Annotated in this window: 21 protein-coding genes and 1 pseudogene; 11 read left to right on the plus strand and 11 right to left on the minus strand. The window is 72.7% G+C overall.

What is annotated here, in order from left to right:
• The 4 genes and pseudogenes from BKA22_RS00005 to BKA22_RS00020 form a co-directional block, all read right to left on the minus strand.
• Window positions 1–398: pseudogene (locus BKA22_RS00005) on the minus strand (ABC transporter permease); the annotation flags it as partial.
• Complete coding sequence (locus BKA22_RS00010; protein ID WP_146952207.1) at window positions 395–1426, minus strand: TIGR03842 family LLM class F420-dependent oxidoreductase; 1032 nt, start codon at window positions 1424–1426, stop codon at window positions 395–397. The gene BKA22_RS00010 and the pseudogene BKA22_RS00005, both read right to left, overlap by 4 nt.
• A gap of 13 nt (window positions 1427–1439) precedes the next feature.
• Window positions 1440–2858 (minus strand): dihydropyrimidinase, encoded by a 1419-nt coding sequence (hydA, locus tag BKA22_RS00015; RefSeq protein WP_146952206.1) that lies wholly within the window; start codon window positions 2856–2858, stop codon window positions 1440–1442.
• 50 nt (window positions 2859–2908) lie between these two features.
• The gene (locus BKA22_RS00020; RefSeq protein ID WP_146952205.1) at window positions 2909–3757 is read right to left on the minus strand and encodes a nitrilase-related carbon-nitrogen hydrolase; all 849 of its coding nucleotides are present in this window, start codon (window positions 3755–3757) and stop codon (window positions 2909–2911) included.
• Window positions 3758–3981: 224 nt separating this feature from the next.
• On the opposite strand from BKA22_RS00020, the gene BKA22_RS00025 reads away from it, so the two are divergent.
• Together BKA22_RS00025 and cofD are read left to right on the plus strand one after the other, a co-directional pair.
• Window positions 3982–5400: an aminotransferase-like domain-containing protein gene (locus BKA22_RS00025; RefSeq protein WP_218866436.1), complete on the plus strand. Its 1419-nt coding sequence runs from the start codon at window positions 3982–3984 to the stop codon at window positions 5398–5400.
• Window positions 5401–5488: 88 nt separating this feature from the next.
• Window positions 5489–6475 (plus strand): 2-phospho-L-lactate transferase, encoded by a 987-nt coding sequence (cofD, locus tag BKA22_RS00030; protein ID WP_146952203.1) that lies wholly within the window; start codon window positions 5489–5491, stop codon window positions 6473–6475.
• 42 nt (window positions 6476–6517) lie between these two features.
• On the opposite strand, the gene cofC is transcribed toward cofD, so the two are convergent.
• Window positions 6518–7204, minus strand: a complete 687-nt coding sequence (gene cofC, locus BKA22_RS00035) for a 2-phospho-L-lactate guanylyltransferase (protein WP_146952202.1) — start codon at window positions 7202–7204, stop codon at window positions 6518–6520.
• Between the two features lie 50 nt (window positions 7205–7254).
• Here cofC and BKA22_RS00040 point away from each other — a divergent pair, with 50 nt between their 5' ends.
• On the plus strand, window positions 7255–7824 hold the full coding sequence (locus BKA22_RS00040; protein WP_146952201.1) for an HhH-GPD-type base excision DNA repair protein: 570 nt from the start codon (window positions 7255–7257) through the stop codon (window positions 7822–7824).
• 41 nt (window positions 7825–7865) lie between these two features.
• Here the strand turns inward: BKA22_RS00040 and BKA22_RS00045 are convergent, their stop codons facing one another.
• The 3 genes from BKA22_RS00045 to BKA22_RS00055 form a co-directional block, all read right to left on the minus strand.
• Window positions 7866–8714 carry a coenzyme F420-0:L-glutamate ligase gene (locus BKA22_RS00045; RefSeq protein WP_146952200.1) on the minus strand — a complete coding sequence of 283 codons (849 nt, stop codon included), beginning with the start codon at window positions 8712–8714 and terminating at the stop codon, window positions 7866–7868.
• Window positions 8711–9715: a TIGR03557 family F420-dependent LLM class oxidoreductase gene (locus BKA22_RS00050; RefSeq protein ID WP_262926908.1), complete on the minus strand. Its 1005-nt coding sequence runs from the start codon at window positions 9713–9715 to the stop codon at window positions 8711–8713. Before BKA22_RS00050 ends, BKA22_RS00045 begins: the two co-directional genes overlap by 4 nt.
• A gap of 85 nt (window positions 9716–9800) precedes the next feature.
• Window positions 9801–10841: an EamA family transporter gene (locus BKA22_RS00055; RefSeq protein ID WP_146952199.1), complete on the minus strand. Its 1041-nt coding sequence runs from the start codon at window positions 10839–10841 to the stop codon at window positions 9801–9803.
• A gap of 104 nt (window positions 10842–10945) precedes the next feature.
• Between BKA22_RS00055 and BKA22_RS00060 the strand changes: the two genes are divergently transcribed.
• The 8 genes from BKA22_RS00060 (at window position 10946) to BKA22_RS00095 (ending at window position 20424) form a co-directional block, all read left to right on the plus strand.
• Window positions 10946–11494: a CGNR zinc finger domain-containing protein gene (locus tag BKA22_RS00060; protein ID WP_146952198.1), complete on the plus strand. Its 549-nt coding sequence runs from the start codon at window positions 10946–10948 to the stop codon at window positions 11492–11494.
• Window positions 11495–11652: 158 nt separating this feature from the next.
• A complete protein-coding gene (locus BKA22_RS00065; protein WP_146952197.1) occupies window positions 11653–12138 on the plus strand; it encodes a hypothetical protein in 486 nt (161 codons plus the stop codon).
• Window positions 12139–12194: 56 nt separating this feature from the next.
• A complete protein-coding gene (valS, locus tag BKA22_RS00070) occupies window positions 12195–14843 on the plus strand; it encodes a valine--tRNA ligase (protein ID WP_146952196.1) in 2649 nt (882 codons plus the stop codon).
• A 186-nt stretch (window positions 14844–15029) separates the two neighbouring features.
• On the plus strand, window positions 15030–15857 hold the full coding sequence (locus BKA22_RS00075) for an ABC transporter substrate-binding protein (protein WP_223203481.1): 828 nt from the start codon (window positions 15030–15032) through the stop codon (window positions 15855–15857).
• 1 nt (window position 15858) lies between these two features.
• A complete protein-coding gene (locus BKA22_RS00080; RefSeq protein ID WP_218866438.1) occupies window positions 15859–16698 on the plus strand; it encodes an amino acid ABC transporter permease in 840 nt (279 codons plus the stop codon).
• A complete protein-coding gene (locus BKA22_RS00085; RefSeq protein ID WP_146952195.1) occupies window positions 16695–17477 on the plus strand; it encodes an amino acid ABC transporter ATP-binding protein in 783 nt (260 codons plus the stop codon). Before BKA22_RS00080 ends, BKA22_RS00085 begins: the two co-directional genes overlap by 4 nt.
• A 9-nt stretch (window positions 17478–17486) precedes the next feature.
• Window positions 17487–18578 (plus strand): hypothetical protein, encoded by a 1092-nt coding sequence (locus BKA22_RS00090; protein WP_146952194.1) that lies wholly within the window; start codon window positions 17487–17489, stop codon window positions 18576–18578.
• Between the two features lie 34 nt (window positions 18579–18612).
• Window positions 18613–20424, plus strand: coding sequence for an AMP-dependent synthetase/ligase (locus tag BKA22_RS00095; RefSeq protein ID WP_146952193.1), 1812 nt, complete (start codon window positions 18613–18615; stop codon window positions 20422–20424).
• A gap of 15 nt (window positions 20425–20439) precedes the next feature.
• Here the strand turns inward: BKA22_RS00095 and BKA22_RS00100 are convergent, their stop codons facing one another.
• The 3 genes from BKA22_RS00100 to BKA22_RS00110 all read right to left on the minus strand — a co-directional run bounded on the left by BKA22_RS00100 (window position 20440) and on the right by BKA22_RS00110 (window position 22826).
• On the minus strand, window positions 20440–21606 hold the full coding sequence (locus BKA22_RS00100; protein WP_146952192.1) for a baeRF2 domain-containing protein: 1167 nt from the start codon (window positions 21604–21606) through the stop codon (window positions 20440–20442).
• A gap of 157 nt (window positions 21607–21763) precedes the next feature.
• The gene (locus BKA22_RS00105) at window positions 21764–22114 is read right to left on the minus strand and encodes a chorismate mutase (RefSeq protein ID WP_146952191.1); all 351 of its coding nucleotides are present in this window, start codon (window positions 22112–22114) and stop codon (window positions 21764–21766) included.
• A gap of 10 nt (window positions 22115–22124) precedes the next feature.
• Window positions 22125–22826: a GntR family transcriptional regulator gene (locus BKA22_RS00110; RefSeq protein ID WP_218866440.1), complete on the minus strand. Its 702-nt coding sequence runs from the start codon at window positions 22824–22826 to the stop codon at window positions 22125–22127.
• Between the last annotated feature and the right edge of the window lie 104 nt (window positions 22827–22930).

Raw genomic sequence — 22930 nt, forward strand, 5'->3', positions numbered from 1 at the left:
TGCGAGAGGATCACGAGCGGCAGCACGGCCGACTCGACGATCCGCACGCGCTGCATGGCGACGGCCAGCAGCACCCCGACGGTGACGCCTAGAACCCAGCCGACGACGGCGATGCCCAGGCTCGTCATCCCCGCCTGCACGACCGCGAGCCAGAGCACCACGGCGTCCTTGGCGCCCGAGACCGGCTCGAAGAGGCGCCCGACCATCTCCCACGTGTGCGGCATGGCCAGGTCGCCGGTGCGCGGCAGCATCCGGGTCTCCCCCAGCGACCAGCCGTCGTCCGGGCCGACCAGCTTGTACAGCTCCCACAGCGCGGCCAGGGCGAGGGTGGCCGCCACGGCGACGACGACCCGGGACCGCAGCACGCGGGCAGGAAGCGAGGTGACGGGCTCGCTCATGCGGTCGCCACGACGGCCTCGGCCATCGCCGGGATGATCCGCTCGCCGTACAGCCGCATCGTCTCCTCCTTGTTGTCGTGCTGGAGGTACGCGGCGAACTGCGTGACACCGAGGTCCTGCAGGACCTTGAGCTTCTCGACGTGCTCGCGGGGGCTGCCCAGCAGGCAGAACCGCTCGACGATCTCGTCGGGCACGAACGTGGTGTGCGAGTTCCCCGCACGGCCGTGCTCGTTGTAGTCGTAGCCCTCGCGGTTCTTGATGTAGTCGGTCAGCGCCTTGGGGATCGCCGAGTCGGTGCCGTACCGCGAGACGATGTCGGCCACGTGGTTGCCGACCATGCCGCCGAACCAGCGGCACTGCTCGCGCATGTGCGCGCGCTCGGCCGGCGAGTCGCCGGCTCCGACGTACGCCGGGGCGGCCACGCAGAACTTGACGTCGTCGGGGTTGCGCCCGGAGGCCTCGGCGGAGTCCCGGACGGCCTTGATCATCCAGGAGGCGATGTCGGGGTCCGCCAGCTGCAGGATGAACGCGTCACCGACCTCGCCGGTGAGCTTGAGGGCGAGAGGGCCGTACGCGGCCACCCACACCTCGAGCTCGGAGCCCTTGGCCCACGGGAACCGCACGGTGCGCCCGTTGTGCTCGACGGCCCGGTCGTTGCCGAGCTCGCGGATCACGTGGATCGAGTCGCGCAGGGTCGACAGGTTCGACGGGCGCCCGTTGAGCGTGCGGACCGCGGAGTCGCCACGGCCGATGCCGCACACGGTCCGGTTGCCGTACATCTCGTTGAGCGTGGCGAACAGCGAGGCCAGCACGGTCCAGTCGCGCGTGGCCGGGTTGGTGACCATCGGGCCGACGATCACCTTGCGGGTCGCGGCCAGGATCGCCGAGTAGATGACGAACGGCTCCTGCCACAGCAGGTGCGAGTCGAACGTCCACACGTAGTCGAAGCCGTGGGTCTCGGCCTGGCGGGCCAGCTCGACGGTGCGGGAGGCCGGGGGGTTCGTCTGCAGGACGACTCCGAAGTCCATGGTGGGGCTCCTGTCAGATGAGGTACTGGGACAGCTCACGCTTGACGTACTGGCCGTGGCCGGCACGTCCGTGGAAGGCACCGCCGTCGACGACGACGGAACCGCGGGACAGGACCGTGTCGACGTGCCCGTCGATCTCGAAGCCCTCCCAGGCGGAGTAGTCCATGTTCATGTGGTGGGTCTTGCCCAGGCCGATCGACGTGTGGCCCTTCGGGTCGTAGACCACGACGTCGGCATCGGCACCGGGGGCCAGGACGCCCTTCTTGCCGTACATGCCGAACATGCGTGCCGGGGTCGTGGAGCAGATCTCCACCCAGCGCTCGAGCGTGATCTCGCCGGTAACGACGCCCTGGTACAGCAGGTCGAGGCGGTGCTCGACGGAACCGATGCCGTTGGGGATCTTGGAGAAGTCGTCGATCCCCATCTGCTTCTGGGTCATGCAGAACGGGCAGTGGTCGGTGGAGACGAGCTGCAGGTCGTTGGTGCGCAGCGCGTTCCACATGTGGTCCTGGTGGTGCTCGGCCCGCGAGCGCAGCGGCGTCGAGCACACCCACTTGGCGCCCTCGAAGCCCGGCGCACCGAGCTGCTCCTCGAGCGAGAGGTACAGGTACTGCGGACAGGTCTCGCCGAACACGTTCTGGCCCTTGTCGCGGGCCAGCGCGATCTGCTCGGCGGCCTGCTTGGCCGACACGTGCACCACGTACAGCGGCGCACCGGTGAGGTTGGCCAGCATGATCGCGCGGTGCGTGGCCTCCTCCTCGGCCTGCCACGGGCGGGTGATGCCGTGGTAGTACGGCGAGGTGTTGCCGGCCGCGACGGCCTGCTGCACGAGCAGGTCGATGACCGAGCCGTTCTCGGCGTGCATCATGATCATCGAGCCGTTGTCGGCGGCCTTCTGCATGGCCTTGACGATCTGCCCGTCGTCCGACAGGAACACGCCCTTGTAGGCCATGAACAGCTTGAAGCTGGTCACGCCCTCCTTCACGAGCTCGTCCATGGCGTGCAGCGAGGAGTCCTGCACGTCGGACAGGATCTGGTGGAACCCGTAGTCGACCGCGCAGCTGCCCGCGGCCTTCTCCTGCCACAGGGCGTACTGCTCGAGGGGGTTCTCCCCCGCGTACTGCACGACGAAGTCGACGATCGTGGTGGTGCCGCCCCAGGCCGCGGCCGTGGTGCCCGTCTCGAACGTGTCCGAGGCGAACGTGCCGCCGAACGGCATCTCCATGTGCGTGTGGGCGTCGATCCCGCCGGGGATGACGTACTTGCCGGTCGCGTCGATGACGCGGTCGACACCGGCCGACAGGTCGGTGCCCAGCAGTGTGGAGCCGGGGGTGAGCAGGGCGACGATCTTCTCGCCGTCGATCAAGACGTCGGCAGCCCCGCGACCTGTCGCGTTGACGACGGTGCCGCCGGTGATGAGCGTGGTGGCCATCAGGTGTCCTCTCGGGTGTCAGGGTCGCGGGGCGCCGGGTGCCGGGACCGTCAGGGGGCGACGATCGGGCCGTAGGCGTCGGGCCGGCGGTCGCGGAAGAACTGCCAGCGCTCGCGCACCTCGCGGATCTTCTCCAGGTCGAGGTCACGCACGATCAGCTGGTCCTCGGTGCTGGAGCCGATCTCGCCGACGAAGTTGCCGTCGGGGCCGACCGCGTACGACGAGCCGTAGAAGTTGACGGCCTCGTCCCCGTACTCGTTGTCCTCGAGCCCGACGCGGTTGTTCGCGATGACGAAGTAGCCGTTGGCGATGGCGGCGGCCGGCTGCTCGATCTCCCACAGGCGGTTGGACACGCCGGGGGCGGTGGCGTTGGGGTTGAACACGATCTCGGCGCCGTTGAGCGCCAGGTTCCGCCAGCCCTCCGGGAAGTGCCGGTCGTAGCAGATGTTCACGCCGATCTTGCCGACGGCCGTCTCGAAGACGGGGTACCCGAGGTTGCCGGGACGGAAGTAGAACTTCTCCCAGAACTTGGGCAGGTGCGGGATGTGGTGCTTGCGGTACTTGCCGAGCACGGTGCCGTCGGCGTCGATCACGACCGCCGTGTTGTAGAGGACGCCGGGCTGGTCCTCCTCGTAGATCGGCAGCACGATGACGATGCCCAACTCGGCGGCCAGCGCCGCGAAGCGGTCCGTGGTCGGCCCGGGGATCGTCTCGGCGTAGTCGTAGTACTTCGTGTCCTGCGTGATCCCGAAGTAGGGACCGTAGAACAGCTCCTGGAAGCCGATGACCTGCGCGCCCTGCGCGGCGGCCTCACGGGTCCAGGCCTCGTGGAGGTCGATCATCGACTCCTTGTCGCCCGTCCAGGTGGCCTGGGTGAACGCGACGCGCACGACTGTCATGGGGGTCCTCCGTCTCGGTCCGACATCGGCGACCCCCGGCACGTGTCCCGTCCGGGGCTCCGTCGCCGTGGAATGTGACTCTGCGTGTTGAACATTTCTGCGGCGTTACCCAGCGTTTCCACCCCGCTAACGTCGATGACGCGGTCGTAAACACTTCGCAGTGGTCCCGTGCGCACCCGCCTTCGCGGACGGTGCCGACCCCGCCGCGGGGCACCATGACCTCCATGGAACCGGCCACCTTCGTCGTCGCGGTCGAGGACCGCAGCCCGCGCGGCATCGCCGCCGCCGTGGCGCGCCTCGTCCGCAGCGGGGACCTGCACGCCGGGGACCGCCTGCCCACGGTGCGCGACGTCGCCGCTCGCCTCGGCGTCAGCCCGGCGACCGTGAGCGGCGCCTGGCAGGCGCTGGCGGCCGTGGGCATGGTCGTCTCCCGCGGGCGCGCGGGCACCTTCGTGCTGCCCGAGCCGGCCGGCTGGCTGCCACCCCGGTACCGCGACATGGCCGGCGGACCCCTCCCGGCACAGACCCGGTCGGCGACGGCACCCCTGGTGGACCTCTCGACCGGCACGCCCGACCCCGACCTGCTCCCCCCGCTCGGGCCCGCCCTGGCCCGGGTCTCCGCCCGCACACCCGCCGCAGAGACCGCGACCTACGTCACCACGCCGATCGTCCCCGAGCTCGAACGGCTGCTGCGCGAGTCGTGGCCCTTCTCCCCCGGGCGCCTGACCGTCGTGGACGGTGCGGTGGACGCGATCGGGCGTGCGCTCGAGCAGGTCGTCGGCTTCGGCGACCGGGTCGCGGTCGAGGACCCCGGCTTTCCTCCCCTGTACGACCTCCTGGACCAGCTCGGGCTCGAGCGCGTGCCCGTCCCGCTCGACCTGCAGGGCATGCGCCCCGACGGGCTGGCCGAGGCCCTCGAGGCCGGCGCGCACGCCGTCGTCCTGCAGCCGCGCGCGCACAACCCGACGGGCGTCAGTCTCACCGCGACCCGGGCGCGCGAGCTCGCCGCCGTGCTGCGCCGACACAGCCAGCGGGCCCACGAGTCCGGGGACGAGCACACCCGCCGCGACGCCCGCCGCCCGGTGCACGTCATCGAGGACGACCACTCGGGCGAGATCGCCTCGGCGAAGGACGTCAGCCTCGGCGCCTACCTGCCCGAACGCGTCGTGCACGTGCGCTCCTACTCCAAGTCGCACGGTCCCGACCTGCGCATCGCCGCCGTGGGCGGACCGGTCTCCGTGATCGACCCGCTCATCGCCCGGCGCATGCTCGGGCCCGGCTGGACGAGCCGTCTGCTGCAGCGGGTGCTCGCCGACCTGCTGGTCGACGGCTCGGCCGTCGACGCCGTGGCGCACGCCCGACGCGTCTACTACGGCCGCCAACGCGCACTGTGCGACGCGCTCGCCTCGCACGGCCTGCAGGTGCGGCCCGGCGACGGGATCAACCTGTGGCTGCCCGTGCTCGACGAGGCCACCGCGCTCGTCCGGCTGGAGGCCGCCGGGATCCGGGTGGCACCGGGCACGCCGTTCCTCGCCACACCGCCCGCCGAGGGCGACCGGGGGCACGTGCGCGTCACCGTCGGCTCGCTGCGGGAGGACGTCGCCGGCGTCGCCCGGACGCTGGTCGTCGCGGCCACCGCCTGACCCGTCACGAGCCGCGTCACGCTCGGCCCCTCGGTGCCGGGGCTCGGCTAGCCCGGCATAGGGTGCTGCCTCGGAGAAGGAGGACCCCGTGAAGATCACCGTGCTGTCCGGCGGCGTGGGCGGCGCCCGGTTCACCCGCGGCCTGCTCGCCCTGCTGCGCGACCGCCTGCCCGACGGTGCCGGCGGGACGAGCGCCCAGGTCACGGTCGTGGCCAACACCGGCGACGACATGTGGCTGCACGGTGTGCGGGTCTGCCCCGACCTGGACACGCTGCTCTACACGCTCGGCGGCGGCGTGCACGAGCAGCAGGGCTGGGGTCGCCGCGAGGAGTCCCGACGGGTCAGCGACGACCTGGCCGCCTACGACCTGGGCTGGGAGTGGTTCACGCTCGGCGACCTCGACCTGGCCACCCACCTGGCCCGCACCGAGCTGCTGCGCCGCGGGCTCCCGCTGACGCAGGTGGTGCAGCACCTCGCCGAACGCTGGCAGCCGGGCGCGCGGCTGCTGCCGATGAGCGACCAGCCGGTCGAGACGCACGTCGAGCTCGAGGACGGCCGGCTCATCCACTTCGAGGAGTGGTGGGTCCGGCACCGTGCCGCACTGCCCGCCCGCCGGTTCGTGCAGGTCGGGCTCGAGGACGCCACGGCAGCCCCGGGCGTCCTCGACGCCCTGACCGGAGCCGACGTCGTCGTGCTGCCCCCCTCGAACCCGGTGGTGTCGGTCGGCACGATCCTGGCCGTGCCGGGCGTGCGCGACGCGCTGCGCAGCACCCGGGCACCGGTCGTCGGCGTGAGCCCCGTCGTCGGGGGTGCACCCGTGCGCGGCATGGCCGACGCGTGCCTCGCCGCGATCGGCGTGGCCACCAGCGCGCAGGCCGTCGCCCGGCACTACGGCCTGCGCAGCGCCGGCGGCGTGCTCGACGCCTGGCTCGTGGACACCGCCGACCAGGACGCCGTGCCTGCGCTGACCGCGGACGGGTGGCGGACGGCCGCGGTCCCGACCCTCATGACGGACGTGCCGACGACAGCACGGATCGCCGCCGACGCGCTCGCGCTCGTCGACCGCGTGCCCTGACACCCACCGCCGGCCGACCGGGGCGAACGCGTGCCCGGTTCGTCAGGACGCCCGGCGGTCGCCACCCCCGGGCCACCCGCGCTCGTCCGCGAGGTCCCCGACGAGCGCCGCCGTCCGCGGCCCGAGCGGCATCCGGGCGATCGTCACCAGGTCGTCGGGCACGTCGACGTCCTGACGCAGGGTCGACGAGGCGGGCAGGTCCAGAGCGACGTGCCCGAGGTGCTGGTGCGCGTGCGCCGACCCGAGCCCGAACCGCGGGTCGAGCGGGGTCGTCGGCCCCACGGCGAGCAACGTCGTCCCTGAGCCCACGGCGTCGGTGACGACCGCCCGCTCGTGCGCGCCGGCAGCCGCGAGCGCCGCGGCCAGGTCGGCCGGCTGCAGCGCGGGCACGTCGCCCAGGAGCACCGCGACCGGGGCCGGCCCGCTCGCCCGCGCGGCTGAGGCACCCGCGAGCGCGGCCGCGTCGAGCCCCGACCGCTGCCCCGCGTGCGGGGGCTCACCGACCACGACGACCCCCGGCAACGTCGCCGCCTCGGCCGCGACGACCTCGTCGGCCGTCACGACGACGACACGTGCCACGAGCGTGCACGCGGCAGCGGCCGCCACCGTGTCGAGGGCCATCGCCCGCACGAGGGCGACCCGCTCGCGCGCGTCGAGCGCGGCACCCAGCCGAGTCTTGCCCTCACGGGCATCCTTGACGGGCACCACGACGACCCACTGCCCGCTCACGAGGTCCTCCTGCCGGGGCGCCGCACGCCCGGGTGGGTGAGGATGTCGGCATGACGCTGTGGATGACCGGGGACGAGGCCGCCGACCACCTGCTCGACACCGACCCGTTCGCGCTGCTGCTCGGCATGCTCCTGGACCAGCAGGTCACGATGGAGTCGGCCTTCGCCGGCCCAGCGAAGATCGCCGACCGGATGGGCGGTCTGGACGTGCGCCGCGTCGCCGCGGCCGACCCGCACGAGTTCGCCGCGCTGTGCGCGACCCCGCCCGCGGTGCACCGGTTCCCCGGCTCGATGGCCGCCCGCATCCAGGCCGTCGCCGCCGCCGTACGGGACGACTACGACGGCGACGTGACCCGGCTGTGGACGGACGGCGCCCCCGACGCGCGCACCGTGCTCGCCCGGTTGCGGGCGCTGCCCGGCTTCGGCGAGCAGAAGGCGCGCATCTTCCTGGCCCTGCTCGGCAAGCAGCGCGGGGTGCAGCCGGACGGCTGGCGGGAGGTCGCGGGCACGTACGGCGAGGACGGGTCGCACCGCTCGATCGCCGACGTCGTCGACCCCACGAGCCTGACGCTGGTCCGCGAGGCCAAGCGTGCGGCCAAGGCCGCGGCTCGCAAGGCCTGACGACCCGGGCTTCGTCGCACCGCGCTCTTTCGAGCCGCCGGTCATCGCCCGGGCTCGCTCTCGAGCGCGTCCTTCCAGCCCTGGGCGTACGCCTCGGCGCTGCCCTGGCGGAACATGTCGTCCGGCCCGACGCGCACGAGCGAGCGGGCGCCCGGCCCGTCCTCGGCCGTGACGTGTCGACCGACGCCGCGCACGACGGCCAGCGGGCGCCCGGTGGCCTTGCCCTTGACCAGCTCGGCCGCCGAGGCGATCTCGTCGGCCACCGCCGCGACCGTCATCGTCAGCGCGCGACCGAACGTGTCGACCTGACCGCGCAGGTCCTCGAGCACCTGCAGCCCGGCCGCGCCGATCGCGAGGTCGGCCACGCCCTGACGCCAGGGGCGGCCCGCCGTGTCCGAGACGACCACGCCGACCTGCACCCCGAACGCCGCCCGCAGCCCGGCCCGCAGCGCCCGGGCGGACGCGTCGGGGTCGAGCGGCAGCAGCAGGACCGTGCCGTCCGGGGTGTTGCTGGCGTCGACCCCGGCCGCGGCCATGACCAGGCCGAGCCGGTTCTCGACGATGCGGGTCACGCCGCCCGGGTGCTCCCGGGTGGCCACGACCCGCACCGTCTCGTCGGTGATCGCCTGCTCGCGGTCGTCCGCGGCGACCTGACGACCCTCGGCCTTGGAGACGACCTTGCTGGTCAGCACCACGACGTCGCCGTCGACCAGCCGGCGCGAGGGGTCGCCGACGGCGTCCGCCCGCAGCACGTCGACGACCAGCGTGACGAGGTCGTCCCCTGCGACGATCTCGGGCAACCCGTCGGGCGCCCAGACGCGCAGCTCAGTTGCCGGTTCAGCCGCCGGTTCAGTCGCCGGTCCGGCCTCAGGTCCGGAGGCCTCGGTCATCGCACCAGCTTCGGCAGGACGTCGCGGCCGAACGTCTCGATCCACTCGCGCTGGTTGCGGCCCACGTTGTGCAGGTAGATGCGGTCGAAGCCCAGGTCGACGTACTTCTGGATCGAGGCGCGGTGCACATCGGGGTCCGCGGAGATGACCATGCGGCCGTCGAAGTCCTCGGGGCGCACCAGCTTGGCCATCTGCTCGAAGTCGAACGGCGAGCGGATGTCGCCCTTGGGGAACTTCATGCCCCCGTTGGGCCACTCCGTCATCGCGTTGACCATGGCCTCCTCGTCGGTGGGCGCCCACGACAGGTGCACCTGCAGCACCTTGGGCATGCTCTGCGGGTCACGCCCTGACTCGCGCACACCCTCCTCGAACTTGCCGAACAGACCGCTGATCTTCTCCAGCGGTGCGCCCACCGTGATGAGCCCGTCCGCGTGCCGACCGGCGCGCTTGGCGGTCACCGGGCCGGCGGTGGCGACCAGGATCTCGGGGGCGACCTCGGGCATCGTCCACAGCCGCGTCGACTCGAGCTTGTAGAACGGGCCGGCGTGCTTGACGTCCTTGCCCGCGATCGAGGCCGCGAACAGCTTCTTGATGATGTCGATGGCCTCGAACATGCGGTTGATCCGCTCGGGCGCCTCGGGCCAGTACCCGGCCACGATGTGCTCGTTGAGCGCCTCACCGGAGCCGAGCCCCAGCCAGTGCCGCCCCGGGTACATGGCCGCGAGCGTGGCCGAGGCCTGCGCGACCATCGCCGGGTGCCACCGGAACGTCGGCGCGGTCACACCGGGGCCCATGTCACCGGTGGTGCGCTCGCCGATCGCGGTCAGCACGTTCCACACGAACGAGGACTGCCCCTGCGCGGGCACCCACGGCTGGAAGTGGTCGGCGGCCATCACACCGCTGAACCCGTGCTGCTCGGCGTAGGCCGACAGCTCGACCGCCTCGGTCGGGTGGAACTGCTCGAGCATCGCCGCGTACCCGATGGTCAGACCGTTCGTCACGTCACACACCTTCGTCCGTACCAGTGCCGTCAGGGGGGTCCCGTCATGACGGTCCCGTTGCGGGGCAGGGTAACTCCGGCGTGTGTCACGAGATCGCACCGACCGTGTCGACGTCGCGCGGATCGGGCGTCACGTCGGTGGGCACGTCGGTCGGCACGTCGGTCGGCACGTCGGGTGCCGACGGCTCGGTGACGGCCGTCGCGGCTCCCGTGCGCCCGTCGAGGTCCGCGCCACGGCGCACGGTGGCCACCCCGGCCACGACGAGCACGGCGCCGACGAGCTGCACCGGCAGGGGCGTCTCGTGCAGGAGCAGCCAGGCCAGGAGCACCGCGAACAGCACCTCGGACAGCGCCAGGAACGAGGCGACCCGCTCGCCCAGCAGCCGCACCGAGACGGCGCTGATGCCGAAGCCGAACGCGGTGGGCACCGCGCCGACGACCAGCAGCGGCACCACCCAGGGCACCGAGGTGCCCAGCAGGTCGACCCGCACGTCCGGTGCGGCGAACGGGAGCACGCCGGCCGCGGTGACGAGCACGACGGCGAGGGCCCCGACGGCCATCCCGGTCCCGGCGAGGGCGACCGGGGGCAGCGTCGTGGGCCGGGCGGTGAGCGCGAAGTAGGCGGCGTTGCCCACTGCGGCCGCGAGGGCGAAGGCGAGCCCGACCGGGTCGAGCGTGAGCGTGCCGGTGAGGTCGAGCACGAGCGCGAGGCCTCCCGTGGCCAGCGCGGCGCCCACGAGCGTGAGCCGCGACGGTGCACGCCGGGTGCCCAGCCACGACCAGCCGATGAGCAGCAGCGGCCCGGTGTACTCCACGAGCAGGGCGACGGCGACGGGCAGCCGGTCGACGGCCAGGAAGTAGCAGGTGGAGGCTGCCGCGACGCCGAGCAGCCCGAAGACGAGCACGAGCCGCCACTCCTCGAGCAGGGTGTGCCACCGTCCGCGGAGCGTCCACACGACGGGTCCGGCCAGCAGGAGCGTCCCGAGGAGCAGCCGCGCGCAGATCGCCGCGCCGGGGGTCCAGCCGGCGGCCAGCAGCGGCTTGACCATCGGGCCGCTGGTGGCGAAGGCGAGCGCGGCGACCAGGCCCGCCCCGACGCCGAGCCCGCGCCCGCGCTGCTGTGGCATGTCGTCCCCCGTCCGCGTCCCGACGACCGTTCCGCACGGGCCGTGTCAGGAGTCATCCATCACTATGCTCGTGACGGTAGAGCCTGAGATCGACAGGAGTCAACATGGTCTTCGCCCCTGACACCGAAGCGAACCTGCGCGCCGCCGCCGACCTGGTGAACACCGGGCGCCGCCGCGACGGCCATGACGCGCTCGGCACGGTCGCCGACCTCGACGCCTTCTACTCCGGCTGGGGCTACACCACCCGGCACGACCACGACGACGACGAGCTCGCCCAGGTGCGTGCCGCCCGCTCGCGCCTCGGCTCGCTGTGGACGCTCGAGCGCGACGCGGTCGCCGACGAGGTCAACGCGATCCTGCGTGAGGCCCACGCCGTGCCCTACCTGGTGCGGCACGGCAGCACCGACTGGCACCTGCACGCCACCGTCCCCGATGCCCCCTTGTCCACCGTCATGCTCGTCGAGACCGCGATGGCCGCCGCCGACGTGGTCCGCTCGGACGAGTGGGACCGCATGCGCACGTGCGAGGCCGACGACTGCACGGCTGTGCTCGTCGACCTCTCGCGCAACCGATCGCGCCGGTTCTGCGACGCGAACAACTGCGGCAACCGCGCGCACGTGGCCGCCTACCGCGCGCGACGCACGGGCGACTGACCGCGCCCCCGACGTCGAGGATCAACGCAGGTCAGGGCCGCGGGGCCGGACGAAACCGGCACGCGCGAGGCCCCCACGGTGCAAGGATCTGCTGACCTTCTCCGCGACCGCAGCCGGTCCGCGGGGCCCTCGAACCATCGCCGCCCGGAGGCACCCCCGTGGACACCACGCAGTACCGCGACCTCGTCGAGTCCCGCATGCGCGAGGCCGGCTACCAGATCCAGGCATCGAGCCCGGCCTCACTGATGGGCTACACCAAGGCCTTCAAGCTGCAGTGGATGGCCTCGACCCTGCACCTGCTCGTGCACGTCGCCACGGCGCCGACCGTCACGGGGCCCGAGCTGACGGCCTTCACGCAGCAGGCGCTCGACCACGCCAAGGCCACCAAGGGCCAGATGCGCGGCTTCCAGTCGGGCGTCGCCGTCGTCACCGCGGTCGTCGGCGACCACGTCGAGGAGGACGCGCGCCGGTACGCACGCGACACGATCGTGCGGGGCTACGCCGCGTTCGCCTGGCCGACCACGGTCGACCTCGGCACCGGCACGCGCACCACGCACCACGGCCGGCCCGTGATCGGGGCGGTCTTCACGCCCTGGATCCGCCGCCAGATCGACACCCTCCTGCCCGAGCCGGGAGCCCACTGAGCCAGCGACCGGAAGGCGTGCGGGCCGAGCACGCGGATCTGGGAAGATGGGTGACCATGAGCGACCTGACCCCTGGTACCGACGCCCCGACGAGCGCACCCGCCCGCCAGGTACCGGACAAGGTCTCCCTCGACGGCGTCGAGGCACGCTGGGACTCCGCATGGAGCGAGCAGGGCCTGTACGCGTTCGACCGCACGGCCACGCGTGAGCAGGTGTACTCGATCGACACCCCGCCGCCCACGGTCTCCGGCTCGCTGCACGTGGGTCACGTGTTCTCCTACACGCACACCGACGTGGTCGCCCGGTACCGCCGCATGCAGGGCGCCGAGGTGTTCTACCCGATGGGCTGGGACGACAACGGCCTGCCGACCGAGCGCCGCGTGCAGAACTACTACGGCGTGCGGTGCGACACCTCGCTGCCCTACGACCCCGACTTCGTGCCCCCGCACGAGGGCGGCGAGGGCAAGAGCATCAAGGCCGCCGACCAGCTGCCCATCAGCCGTCGCAACTTCGTCGAGCTGTGCGAGCGGCTGACGGTCGAGGACGAGCGGCAGTTCGAGGCGCTGTGGCGCCGGCTGGGCCTGTCCGTCGACTGGTCGCGCACCTACCAGACGATCTCCGCCGAGTCCCGCGCGGTCGCCCAGCAGGCGTTCCTGCGCAACCTGGCCCGCGACGAGGCGTACCAGGCCGAGGCTCCGGGCCTGTGGGACGTGACGTTCCAGACCGCGGTCGCCCAGGCCGAGCTCGAGGCGCGTGACTACCCGGGCGCCTTCCACCGCGTCGCGTTCCACCAGGCTGACGGCACCGCCGTGCACATCGAGACGACGCGCCCCGAGCTGCTGCCCGCGTGCGTCGCGCTCATCGCGCACCCGGACGACGAGCGCTACCAGCACCTGTTCGGCACCACGGTCACCACTCCCCTGTTCGGCGTCGAGGTGCCCGTGCTGGCGCACCCGCTCGCCGAGCAGGACAAGGGCGCGGGCATCGCGATGTGCTGCACGTTCGGCGATCTGACCGATGTCACCTGGTGGCGCGAGCTGCAGCTGCCGACGCGCTCGGTGATCGGCCGCGACGGCCGCCTGCTGCGCGACACCCCGGAGTGGATCGGCACCGAGGCCGGCCGGGCCGTGTACGCCGAGCTGGCGGGCAAGACGACGTTCTCCGCCCGCGAGGCGGTCGTGGCCGGGCTGCGCGAGACCGGCGACCTGGACGGCGAGCCGCAGACCACGCAGCGCAAGGCGAACTTCTTCGAGAAGGGCGACAAGCCCCTCGAGATCGTCACCAGCCGCCAGTGGTACATCCGCAACGGCGGTCGCGACGAGGCACTGCGCGAGCAGCTGCTGGCCCGCGGCGTCGAGCTCGACTTCCACCCGGACTTCATGAAGGTCCGCTACGAGAACTGGGTCGGTGGCCTCAACGGCGACTGGCTCATCTCGCGGCAGCGGTTCTTCGGCGTGCCGTTCCCGGTCTGGTACGCGCTCGACGAGCACGGTGAGGTGCTCTACGAGACCCCGCTGGTGCCGTCCGAGGACCAGCTGCCGATCGACCCGTCGAGCGACGTCCCGGCCGGCTACAGCGCCGACCAGCGCGGCGTGCCCGGCGGGTTCGTCGGCGACCCGGACGTCATGGACACCTGGGCCACCAGCTCGCTGACCCCGCAGATCGCCGGCGGCTGGCGCACCGACCCCGACCTGTTCTCGCGCGTGTTCCCCATGGACCTGCGCCCGCAGGGGCAGGACATCATCCGCACCTGGCTGTTCTCGACCGTGGTGCGCTCGCACCTGGAGCACGGCTCGCTGCCGTGGTCGGACGCGGCGATCAGCGGCTGGATCCTGGACCCCGACCGCAAGAAGATGAGCAAGTCCAAGGGCAACGTCGTCACGCCCATGGGCCTGCTCGAGGAGCACGGCTCCGACGCGGTGCGCTACTGGGCGGCCTCGGCCCGCCTGGGCACCGACGCGGCGTTCGAGGTGGGCCAGATGAAGATCGGCCGCCGCCTGGCGATCAAGGTCCTCAACGCGAGCAAGTTCGCGCTCTCGTTCGGCGACCCGACCGAGCCCGTGGTTCTCGACCCGGCGCTGGTGACCGTGCCGCTGGACCGCGCGATGCTGGCCGGCCTGGCCGACGTCGTCGAGAAGGCCACCGCGGCGCTCGAGGCGTACGACCACACCCGCGCGCTGGAGCTCTCGGAGACGTTCTTCTGGACGTTCTGCGACGACTACCTCGAGCTGGTCAAGGACCGCGCCTACGCCGCCGACGAGGACCCGACCGGTGCCGCCTCGGCGCGTGCCGCGCTCGGCCTGGCGCTCGACGTCATGCTGCGCCTGTTCGCCCCGGTGCTGCCGTTCGCGACCGAGGAGGTGTGGTCGTGGTGGCGCACCGGCTCGGTGCACCGCCAGCCGTGGCCCGAGCCCTCCGCGCTGCGTGCGGCAGCCGGCGACGCCGAGGTCGGGGTGGTCGGCGCGGCCGGTGCCGCACTGGCGGCGCTGCGGAAGGTCAAGTCCGAGGCCAAGGTCTCGATGCGGACGCAGATCGCCGCCGTGACGCTGAGCGTGCCGGAGGCGCTGCGCGCCGGGGTCGAGCTGGCCCTGGGAGACGTGCGGGCCGCCGGGCGGGTCACCGGGTCGCTGGTGCTGGTGACGGCCGATGTCGAGGCCCCGGTGGCCGGCGACGCCGAGCTGGTCCCGGCCGAGCCGAAGGCCTGATCGCACCACCTGCTCGACGGAGGGGACGGCGCCGCGGCGCCGTCCCCTCCGTGGTCCCCCGGCATCGGTGGCGACGCCGCGCCCGCAGGTGCGCGATCGCTGCGACGGCACCAGCATGTGACGAACGTCCCGACTGTCCGCGCCGCGTATAACTATCGTCGTCGACGTATAGTTTCTCGTCCGCCCGTGTTCGAGAGGTCCCTCATGCGCTCCCCCCGCTTCCTGGCCGCCGCGTCGCTCGCCGCCGGTGCCGCCCTGCTCCTGTCCGCCTGCGCGTCCTCCGACGACTCCGGCTCCGCGGGGTCCGACGCCACTGCCGCCGGCGGGGTCACGCTCCTGACGCCCGGCACGCTGACCGTCTGCTCGAACCCGCCCTACGAGCCTTTCGAGTTCAAGGACGACAACGGTGACGTGGTCGGTCTGGACATCGACATCATGCAGGAGGTCGCCGACGACCTCGGGGTGGACCTGCTGGTCAAGGTGACGGCGTTCGAGACCATCCAGTCCGGGGTCGACCTCGACACCGGCTCGTGCGACGTGGTCGCCTCCGGCATCACGATCACGGACGAGCGCAAGGCGAAGTTCGACTTCTCCGAGCCGTACTTCGATGCCGACCAGGGGCTGCTGGTGCCGGCAGGCTCGGACCTGTCCGACGTGGCGTCGCTCGAGGGCAAGAAGATCGCCGTCCAGCAGGCCACCACCGGTGAGACCTTCGCGCAGGACAACGACCTGCAGACCGTGCAGTTCGAGGACCTCGGCCTGCAGATCCAGGCACTGAAGACCGGCCAGGTCGACGCGGCGATCAACGACATCGCCGTCCTCGGGCCGTTCGTGGAGGAGGGCTTCGAGGTCGCCACGACCTTCCCGACCGGTGAGCAGTACGGCTTCGGCGTGAAGAAGGGCAGCACCGCGCTGCTCGACGCGATCAACGGCACGCTCGACCGCATCCGGACCGACGGCACCTACGACGCGATCTACACCGAGCGCATCGGTACCGCCCCGGCCGGCGAGTGACATGACGACGACCGCCCCGCAGGCCGTGGCACTGCCGCCCGGACGCCGCCGGATGGGTCCGCGCACCCGTGCACGCGTCACCCGCGCCGTGCAGTACGCGGTGCTCGTCGCCGCGCTCGGGGCGGTCGTCCTGCTCACCGACTGGTCGAAGGTCGGCGATCAGCTCTTCAACCCGCAGGTCGCCGCGGACATGGCCTCCGACCTGCCGCTCGCCTTCTGGAACACCATCAGGTACACGCTCGGCGCCTTCGCCGTCGGGCTGAGCCTGGGCATCGTCCTCGCGCTGATGAAGCTCTCGAGCGTGCGCCCCTACCGGTGGATCGCCACGATCTACATCGAGTTCTTCCGCGGCATCCCGGCGCTGCTCGTCGTGCTCACCGTCGCCTACGCCATCCCGATCGCCTTCGGCGTACGGATCGAGTCGCTCCTGGCGAAGGCCTCGATCGCCCTCGGCGCCGTGTCCGCCGCCTACATCGCCGAGACCCTGCGCGCGGGGATCGAGGCGGTCCCGCGCGGCCAGATCGAGGCGGCACGCTCGCTCGGCATGTCGCACGCGCGGACCCTCGTCGAGGTCGTCATCCCCCAGGCGTTCCGGATCGTCCTGCCCCCGATGACGAACGAGATCATCCTGCTCACGAAGGACACCTCGCTGGTCTTCCTGGCGGGGCTCCTCGAGACCGAGTACGACCTGACCTACATCGGTCGCAACGCCCTCAACACCGCGACCGGCGGCCTGACCGCGCTGTTCGTCATCGGCGCCTGCTACCTGCTCATCACGCTCCCGCTCGGCCAGCTCGCCCGCTGGCTCGAACGACGCACCGGATCGAAGGGGCGCTCGTGACCGCCACCGGCACCGCCCCCGTCGTCCGGATCGCCGACCTGCACAAGTCGTTCGGCGAGCGGGAGGTGCTGCGCGGCATCGACCTGGAGGTCGCCGCCGGCGAGGTGGTCTGCGTCATCGGACCCTCCGGCTCCGGCAAGTCGACGCTGCTGCGCTGCGTCAACCTGCTCGAGCAGCCCACGGGCGGGCGGATCGAGGTGCTCGGCGTCGAGGTCACCGACCCCGACGTCGACATCGACCGCGTGCGCACGCACGTCGGCATGGTCTTCCAGCAGTTCAACCTGTTCTCGCACCGCACGGTCCTGGAGAACTGCACGGTGGCCCAGCGCCGCGTGCTGGGCCGTTCGAAGGACGAGGCCGAGAAGGTCGCGCTGGAGAACCTGGACCGGGTCGGGCTGGCCGACCGGGCGCAGTCGCACCCCTCGCAGCTGTCGGGCGGTCAGCAGCAGCGCGTGGCGATCGCCCGGGCGCTGTCCATGGGCCCGGCGCTCATGCTCTTCGACGAGCCGACCTCCGCGCTGGACCCCGAGCTCGTCGGCGACGTGCTCGGCGTGATGCGGGACCTGGCCGAGGGCGGCATGACCATGCTGGTCGTCACGCACGAGATGGCGTTCGCCCGTGAGGTCGGCGACCGGGTCGTGTTCATGGACGACGGCGTGATCGTCGAGCAGGGACCGCCCGCCCAGGTGATCGGCACCCCTCAGGAGGAGCGCACCCGCACCTTCCTGCAGCGGGTGCTCGACCCCACGCACACGCACCCGGGGGCGACCGCCCGCTAGGGTCGCCGCATGGGGGCGCTCACCGGGGCACGACGAGGTCTGAACTGCGCGATCGTGCAGGTCGTCGCACTGGGGACGACGGCCGCGTGCACCGGCGACGACGACGGGCACCCGCAGGGCACCGCCGCCACCGCGCTCGCCACAGCCTGGGACGCGCTGCCCGCCTCGCTCCGCGACGCCGCACCGGCCGGGGCCGTCCTCGCCGTCTTCGAGGGGACCGGTCCCGGAGGCGGGAGCGTGCGCGGTGTGGTCGCCCGCGACGGCGAGACCTGCACCGCGGCGACCGCCGACGGAGAGGGCACCGGGGCCTCCGTGCTCGTCTCCGCCGCGGGGCCGCAGGACGAGGACGACCAGGCCGACGGCGCCACGACCGACCTGCTGGCGAGCACGCTGCACGCCTCCGGAGAGGTCTCCGCGTTCGCCCCCGACGACTCGACGACCTCGACGACGTTGCGCTGCGGGCCGGAGGGCGCCCAGGTCGTCCTCGACCCCATGCCCGCGGATCTTGAGGTCATCGGCTCGGGCACGGTCGTGCGATACACCAACGGGTTCCCGGTCGGCCTCGTCGTCGGTCCGGCCGACCTGCGCGAGCGCGCGACCGCGGTGGCCGCCGAGGCCGACGCCCCCGACCCCGCCGTGCTGGAGCTGCCGCACCTGGCGCTCGACGACACCGCCGTGGGCACGCTGCCCACGCCGCTGCGCCGCTCCGTCGTGGCCACCTTCACGGTCGGCTCGCCCACGGGCACGCTGACCGGCGCGGTCGTCCTCACCGGGACGCGCTGCGCGCTCACCGTCGTCGACGGTGCGGGGTCGTTCGGCCTCGACGGCACCCCCGACCTCGCGCTCGACCCCGACGAGCAGGCCACCACGCTCCTCGACGGCCCCTCGGCACGGGCCCTGGCCGGCGGCGGCATCGACGGCGACATCGCCCTGACCTGCGCGACCAGCGCGACGGCCGTGCTGCTGACCGGCGTCGAGCCGGCCGCGACGAGCGCCGACGGCTCGGCGACCGTCACCGCCGGCGAGGACGGAGGGACGCTGGTGCTCGTCGGCACCGCGGCGGCCCGCAGGTCCGTCACGAGCCTGCTCGCACGCCGATAGGGTTCAGGGCGTCCCCGCCGAGCAGGAGCGTCGTATGCCCGAGTTCACCACGCCGTCGTCGGTGACCACCGACCCCACCTGGTCGATCACGACCCTGCTCGCGCAGCGGCTCGCCCGCGACCCGCAGGACGTCTTCGCCGAGCGACACCAGGACGACGGCTCGTGGTCGCCGGTGACGGTGCAGGAGTTCGTCGACCAGGTGCGGGCCGTGGCCAAGGGGCTCGTGGCCGGCGGCGTCGAGCCCGGCGACCGCGTCGGCATCATGTCGCGCACCCGGTACGAGTGGACGCTCATCGACTTCGCCGTGTGGGAGGCGGGCGCCGTCGGCGTGCCGATCTACGAGACCTCCTCGGCGGAGCAGGTGCGCTGGATCGCCGCCGACGCCGGGATCCGGCTCGCCGTGGTCGAGACGCCTACGCATGCCGCCACGGTCGCGGCGGTGCGTGACGACCTGCCCGGACTGGGCGAGGTGCTCGTCCTCGACGAGGGTGCCGTGGCCACCCTGGTGCAGCGCGGCGCGGACGTCCCCGACGAGGAGATCGCCCGTCGCAGCGCCCTGGCCGGCATGGACGACCTGGCCACCGTGATCTACACCTCGGGCACGACCGGCCGACCCAAGGGGGTCGAGCTCACGCACGGCAACTTCGTCGCGCTCACGCTCAACGGCGTCGAGGGACTGCGCGAGGTCTGTGCCAAGCCGTACTCGCGCACGCTGCTGTTCATGCCGCTGGCGCACGTGTTCGCGCGCTTCATCCAGGTGCTGAGCGTCCCGTCGGGCGCCGTGCTGGGGCACACCCCGGACACGCGCAACCTGCTGCCGGACCTGGCGGCCTTCCGTCCGACCTTCATCCTGGCTGTACCACGGGTGTTCGAGAAGGTGTACAACTCCGCGGGCCAGAAGGCCGGGTCCGGCGTCTCGCTGCGGGTCTTCCGGTGGGCGACCAAGGTCGCGATCACGTACTCCCGCGCGCTGGACACCCCCGGCGGGCCGAGCGCGGCCCTGAAGGCGCAGCACCGCCTGGCCGACCGCCTCGTGCACGCGAAGCTCCGCCAGGCCCTGGGCGGCGCGTGCGAGTTCGCGGTCTCCGGCGGTGCGCCTCTGGGTGAGCGCCTCGGTCACTTCTACCGCGGGATCGGGGTACGCGTCCTGGAGGGCTACGGCCTGACGGAGACCACCGCCCCGACCGCGGTGAACCGACCCGGGCTGACCAAGGTCGGCACCGTGGGACCGGCGTTCCCCGGCACGTCGCTGCGGGTGGACGACGCCGGCGAGATCTTCATCAAGGGACCGCACATCTTCCGGGGGTACCGGCACGACGCCGAGGCCACCGCCGCTGCCCTGTCCGACGGCTGGTTCCGCACGGGCGACCTCGGCGTGCTCGACGCGGACGGCTACCTGCGCATCACGGGGCGCACCAAGGAGATCATCGTCACCGCCGGCGGCAAGAACGTCGCTCCGGCGGTGCTCGAGGACCGCCTGCGCGGGCACCCGCTGGTCAGCCAGGTCGTGGTGGTCGGCGACCAGCGCCCCTTCATCGGCGCGCTCGTCACGCTCGACGCCGAGATGCTGCCCGGGTGGCTGAGCAACCACGGCCTGCCGGCGATGGACGTCGCCACGGCCGCGGTGCACCCCGCGGTGCGCGACTCGCTCGACGCGGCCGTCGCCCGCACCAACGAGGCGGTCTCGCGTGCGGAGTCGATCCGCAAGATCCACGTGCTGCCGACGGACTTCACCGAGGCGAACGGGTACCTGACGCCGTCGCTCAAGGTGAAGCGCGCGCTCGTGCTGCGCGACTTCGCCGCGACGATCGAGGAGCTCTACACCGACACCCGCGCCGAGGCCTGAGCCCGGGCGTCGCCCTCAGACGATCCGGCGCAGCCGCATCTGGTCGCTCGACAGCGTCGGGACGGCCTCGCTGGGCGTCGACCCGTCCGACCACCGCAGCACCGCACCGACCCCGTCGACCAGCTCGACCTGCCCGTCGTCGACGAGCGTCAGGCCCGCGTCCTGACCGACCGCGGCCCTCAGCAGCGCGGCGTCGGCGGGCATCGGTCGGACCGGTCCGTCCACGCCGATCACCCCCAGCTCGGTCTCCGACAGCGCGAGCTGCAGCGGCTCCGGTCCGACCCAGAGCGTGCGCGACCCGAGCCCGGACGTCGGCGAGATGACGAGCTCGGCGACCTGCCCACGCTGCAGCACCGCCACGACGTCCTCGAGCGCCGTCACCGCACCCGAACCCCGGCCCTGCTGCTCGCGGTACCGGGCCAGCGACGCCTCCCGACGACGCCAGCGGAACGCCTCGAGGCTCTCGGCGACCTTGTGCCCGAACTCGCGGTGCACGCCCTCGGCCCGCGAGCCGCCGGCGACCTCGACGAGCCGGTCGCGCACCGGCTGGCCGACCGCGTCGCGCACGAGCGCGACCGCTCGCACGTCCCCCGTGAGCAGGACGACCTCCGGATCACGGCTCGCCACCGCGCGGTCGACCTCGGCCGCGACAGCCTCGGCGTTCCGGTCCCACGAGTCCTCGGCGCGCTTGTCCGACAGCCCGCCGTCGCGCACCTTGTGCAGCGCGTCGTGATCACCTTCGACGACCCAGTGCTCGGTGTCACGGACCCCGGTCCCGTCCGACCAGGTCAGGTCGGCACCCTGCCGGTCGACCACGACGAGCAGCGACCGGGACGACTCGTCGGCCGCCTGCGCGGCGGGCAGGAGCACGGGCACCGGTCCGAAGGTGGCGGAGGACGCGGCCGGCGGTGCGGCCACGCACCGGTCGATGCGGACCCCCTCGGCGTCGGCGAGCAGCACGCGCCCGTGCGGGCCGGAGACGCCCAGCGGCCGGGCGACGCGCTCCTCGATCTCGTCGAGCACGGCCGCGGTGGCTCCCTGCGGCTCGAGCTCACGCCGTAGTGCGCGCCAGCGTCCCAGGACCTCCTCGTCACCGCTCGCGTCGGCCCGGGTCGCGTCGAGGAAGACGCTGGTGAAGGGGGCGGGTCGTCCGAGAAGGGGCTTGAGCCAGCGCAGGTCCATGGAGCACTACCTCCGGGGTCGAGGGGCTCCGGAGGGTGCCGGCCACGCTGCCGGACCGCCCACCGGAACTGACTCCCCCACGATCCGCCAGGCCCGAGTCACGCGCCACCGGGCGGCAGGGCGAAGGTCCGTGCTCGCGCCGGTCCGGGGTCGGAGATCAGGCCAGCGTCCGCGGATCGTCCTCGGCCCTGTCCTCGGCCCTGTCCTGGGCATGGTCCTGGGCGATGGCCTCGTGGTGGCGGATGACCTCCTCGACGATGAACGCGAGGAACTTCTCGGCGAACACAGGGTCGAGGTCGGCCTCGTGGGCGAGCGAGCGCAGCCGCGCGACCTGCTCCTCCTCGCGTCCGGGGTCCGACGGTGGCAGCCCGCGAGAGGCCTTGAGGACCCCGACCTGCTGCGTGGCCTTGAACCGCTCGGCCAGCAGGTACACGAGTGCGGCGTCGATGTTGTCGATGCTCCCGCGCAGCCGTCGCAGCTCGGCGGGGATCTCGGGCAGGTCGCTCACGGGCCCGATCCTAGGGGCGCGCGGGTTGCAGATCGGGTCCGGTCCGGGCGTCGACCTCGGCGAAGGAGTCGAGCCGCAGGTCACGCGAGCGGGCCAGGTGTGCCGAGAGCGCCGCGCGGGCGCGCTCGAGGTCCTGGCTGCGCAGCGCGACCATGACCTCCTCGTGCTCGGCGGTGCTCGCCACGAGGTCGTTCGTGCTCTCGACGCGACCCAGGTCGTAGATGCGCAGCTGCGCGGTGAGCCGGACGAGCACGTCGCGCACGGTCGGCGAGTGCGCGGCGAGCCAGAGCTCCTCGTGCCACTGCGCGTGCAGCCGGCGCACCTCGGTCGGGTCGTCGGCCTCCGCGGCGGCGTCGTGCAGGCGCTCGAGCCGGACGAGCTCGAGCCTGGTCCGGCGCGTCGCGGCGTTGGCGGCGGCGACCGACTCGAGCGCGATCCGGGCCTCGTAGATGTCGAGCACGTCCTCCGCGGTGCCGGACCGGACGCGGTAACCGCGGACGGCGCGCTCGAGCAGACCGTCCTGCGCGAGCCGGGCCAGCGCCTCGCGGATCGGCGTGCGGGAGACGCCGTAGCGCGAGGTGAGCTGCGTCTCCTGCAGCAGCGTCCCGGCGGGGAAGACCCCGCGCAGGACGTCCTCGCGCAGCAGCACGTACTGCTGCGCGGTCGCATCCGGCCTGCCGTTGCCGGTGCGTCCTTGCGGCGCGTCGTCCACGGCGCCCCCTCTTGGTTCGTGTCCCTGTCGTGCCGGTCGTCGAGGCGCCATCCTAGTCTGCGTACACCGACGTATACCGAACGGTGGACACGCGTTCTCGCGGA

Origin of the sequence: Cellulomonas soli, assembly GCF_013409305.1 — a bacterium.
Classification (GTDB): Bacteria; Actinomycetota; Actinomycetes; order Actinomycetales; family Cellulomonadaceae; genus Cellulomonas; species Cellulomonas soli.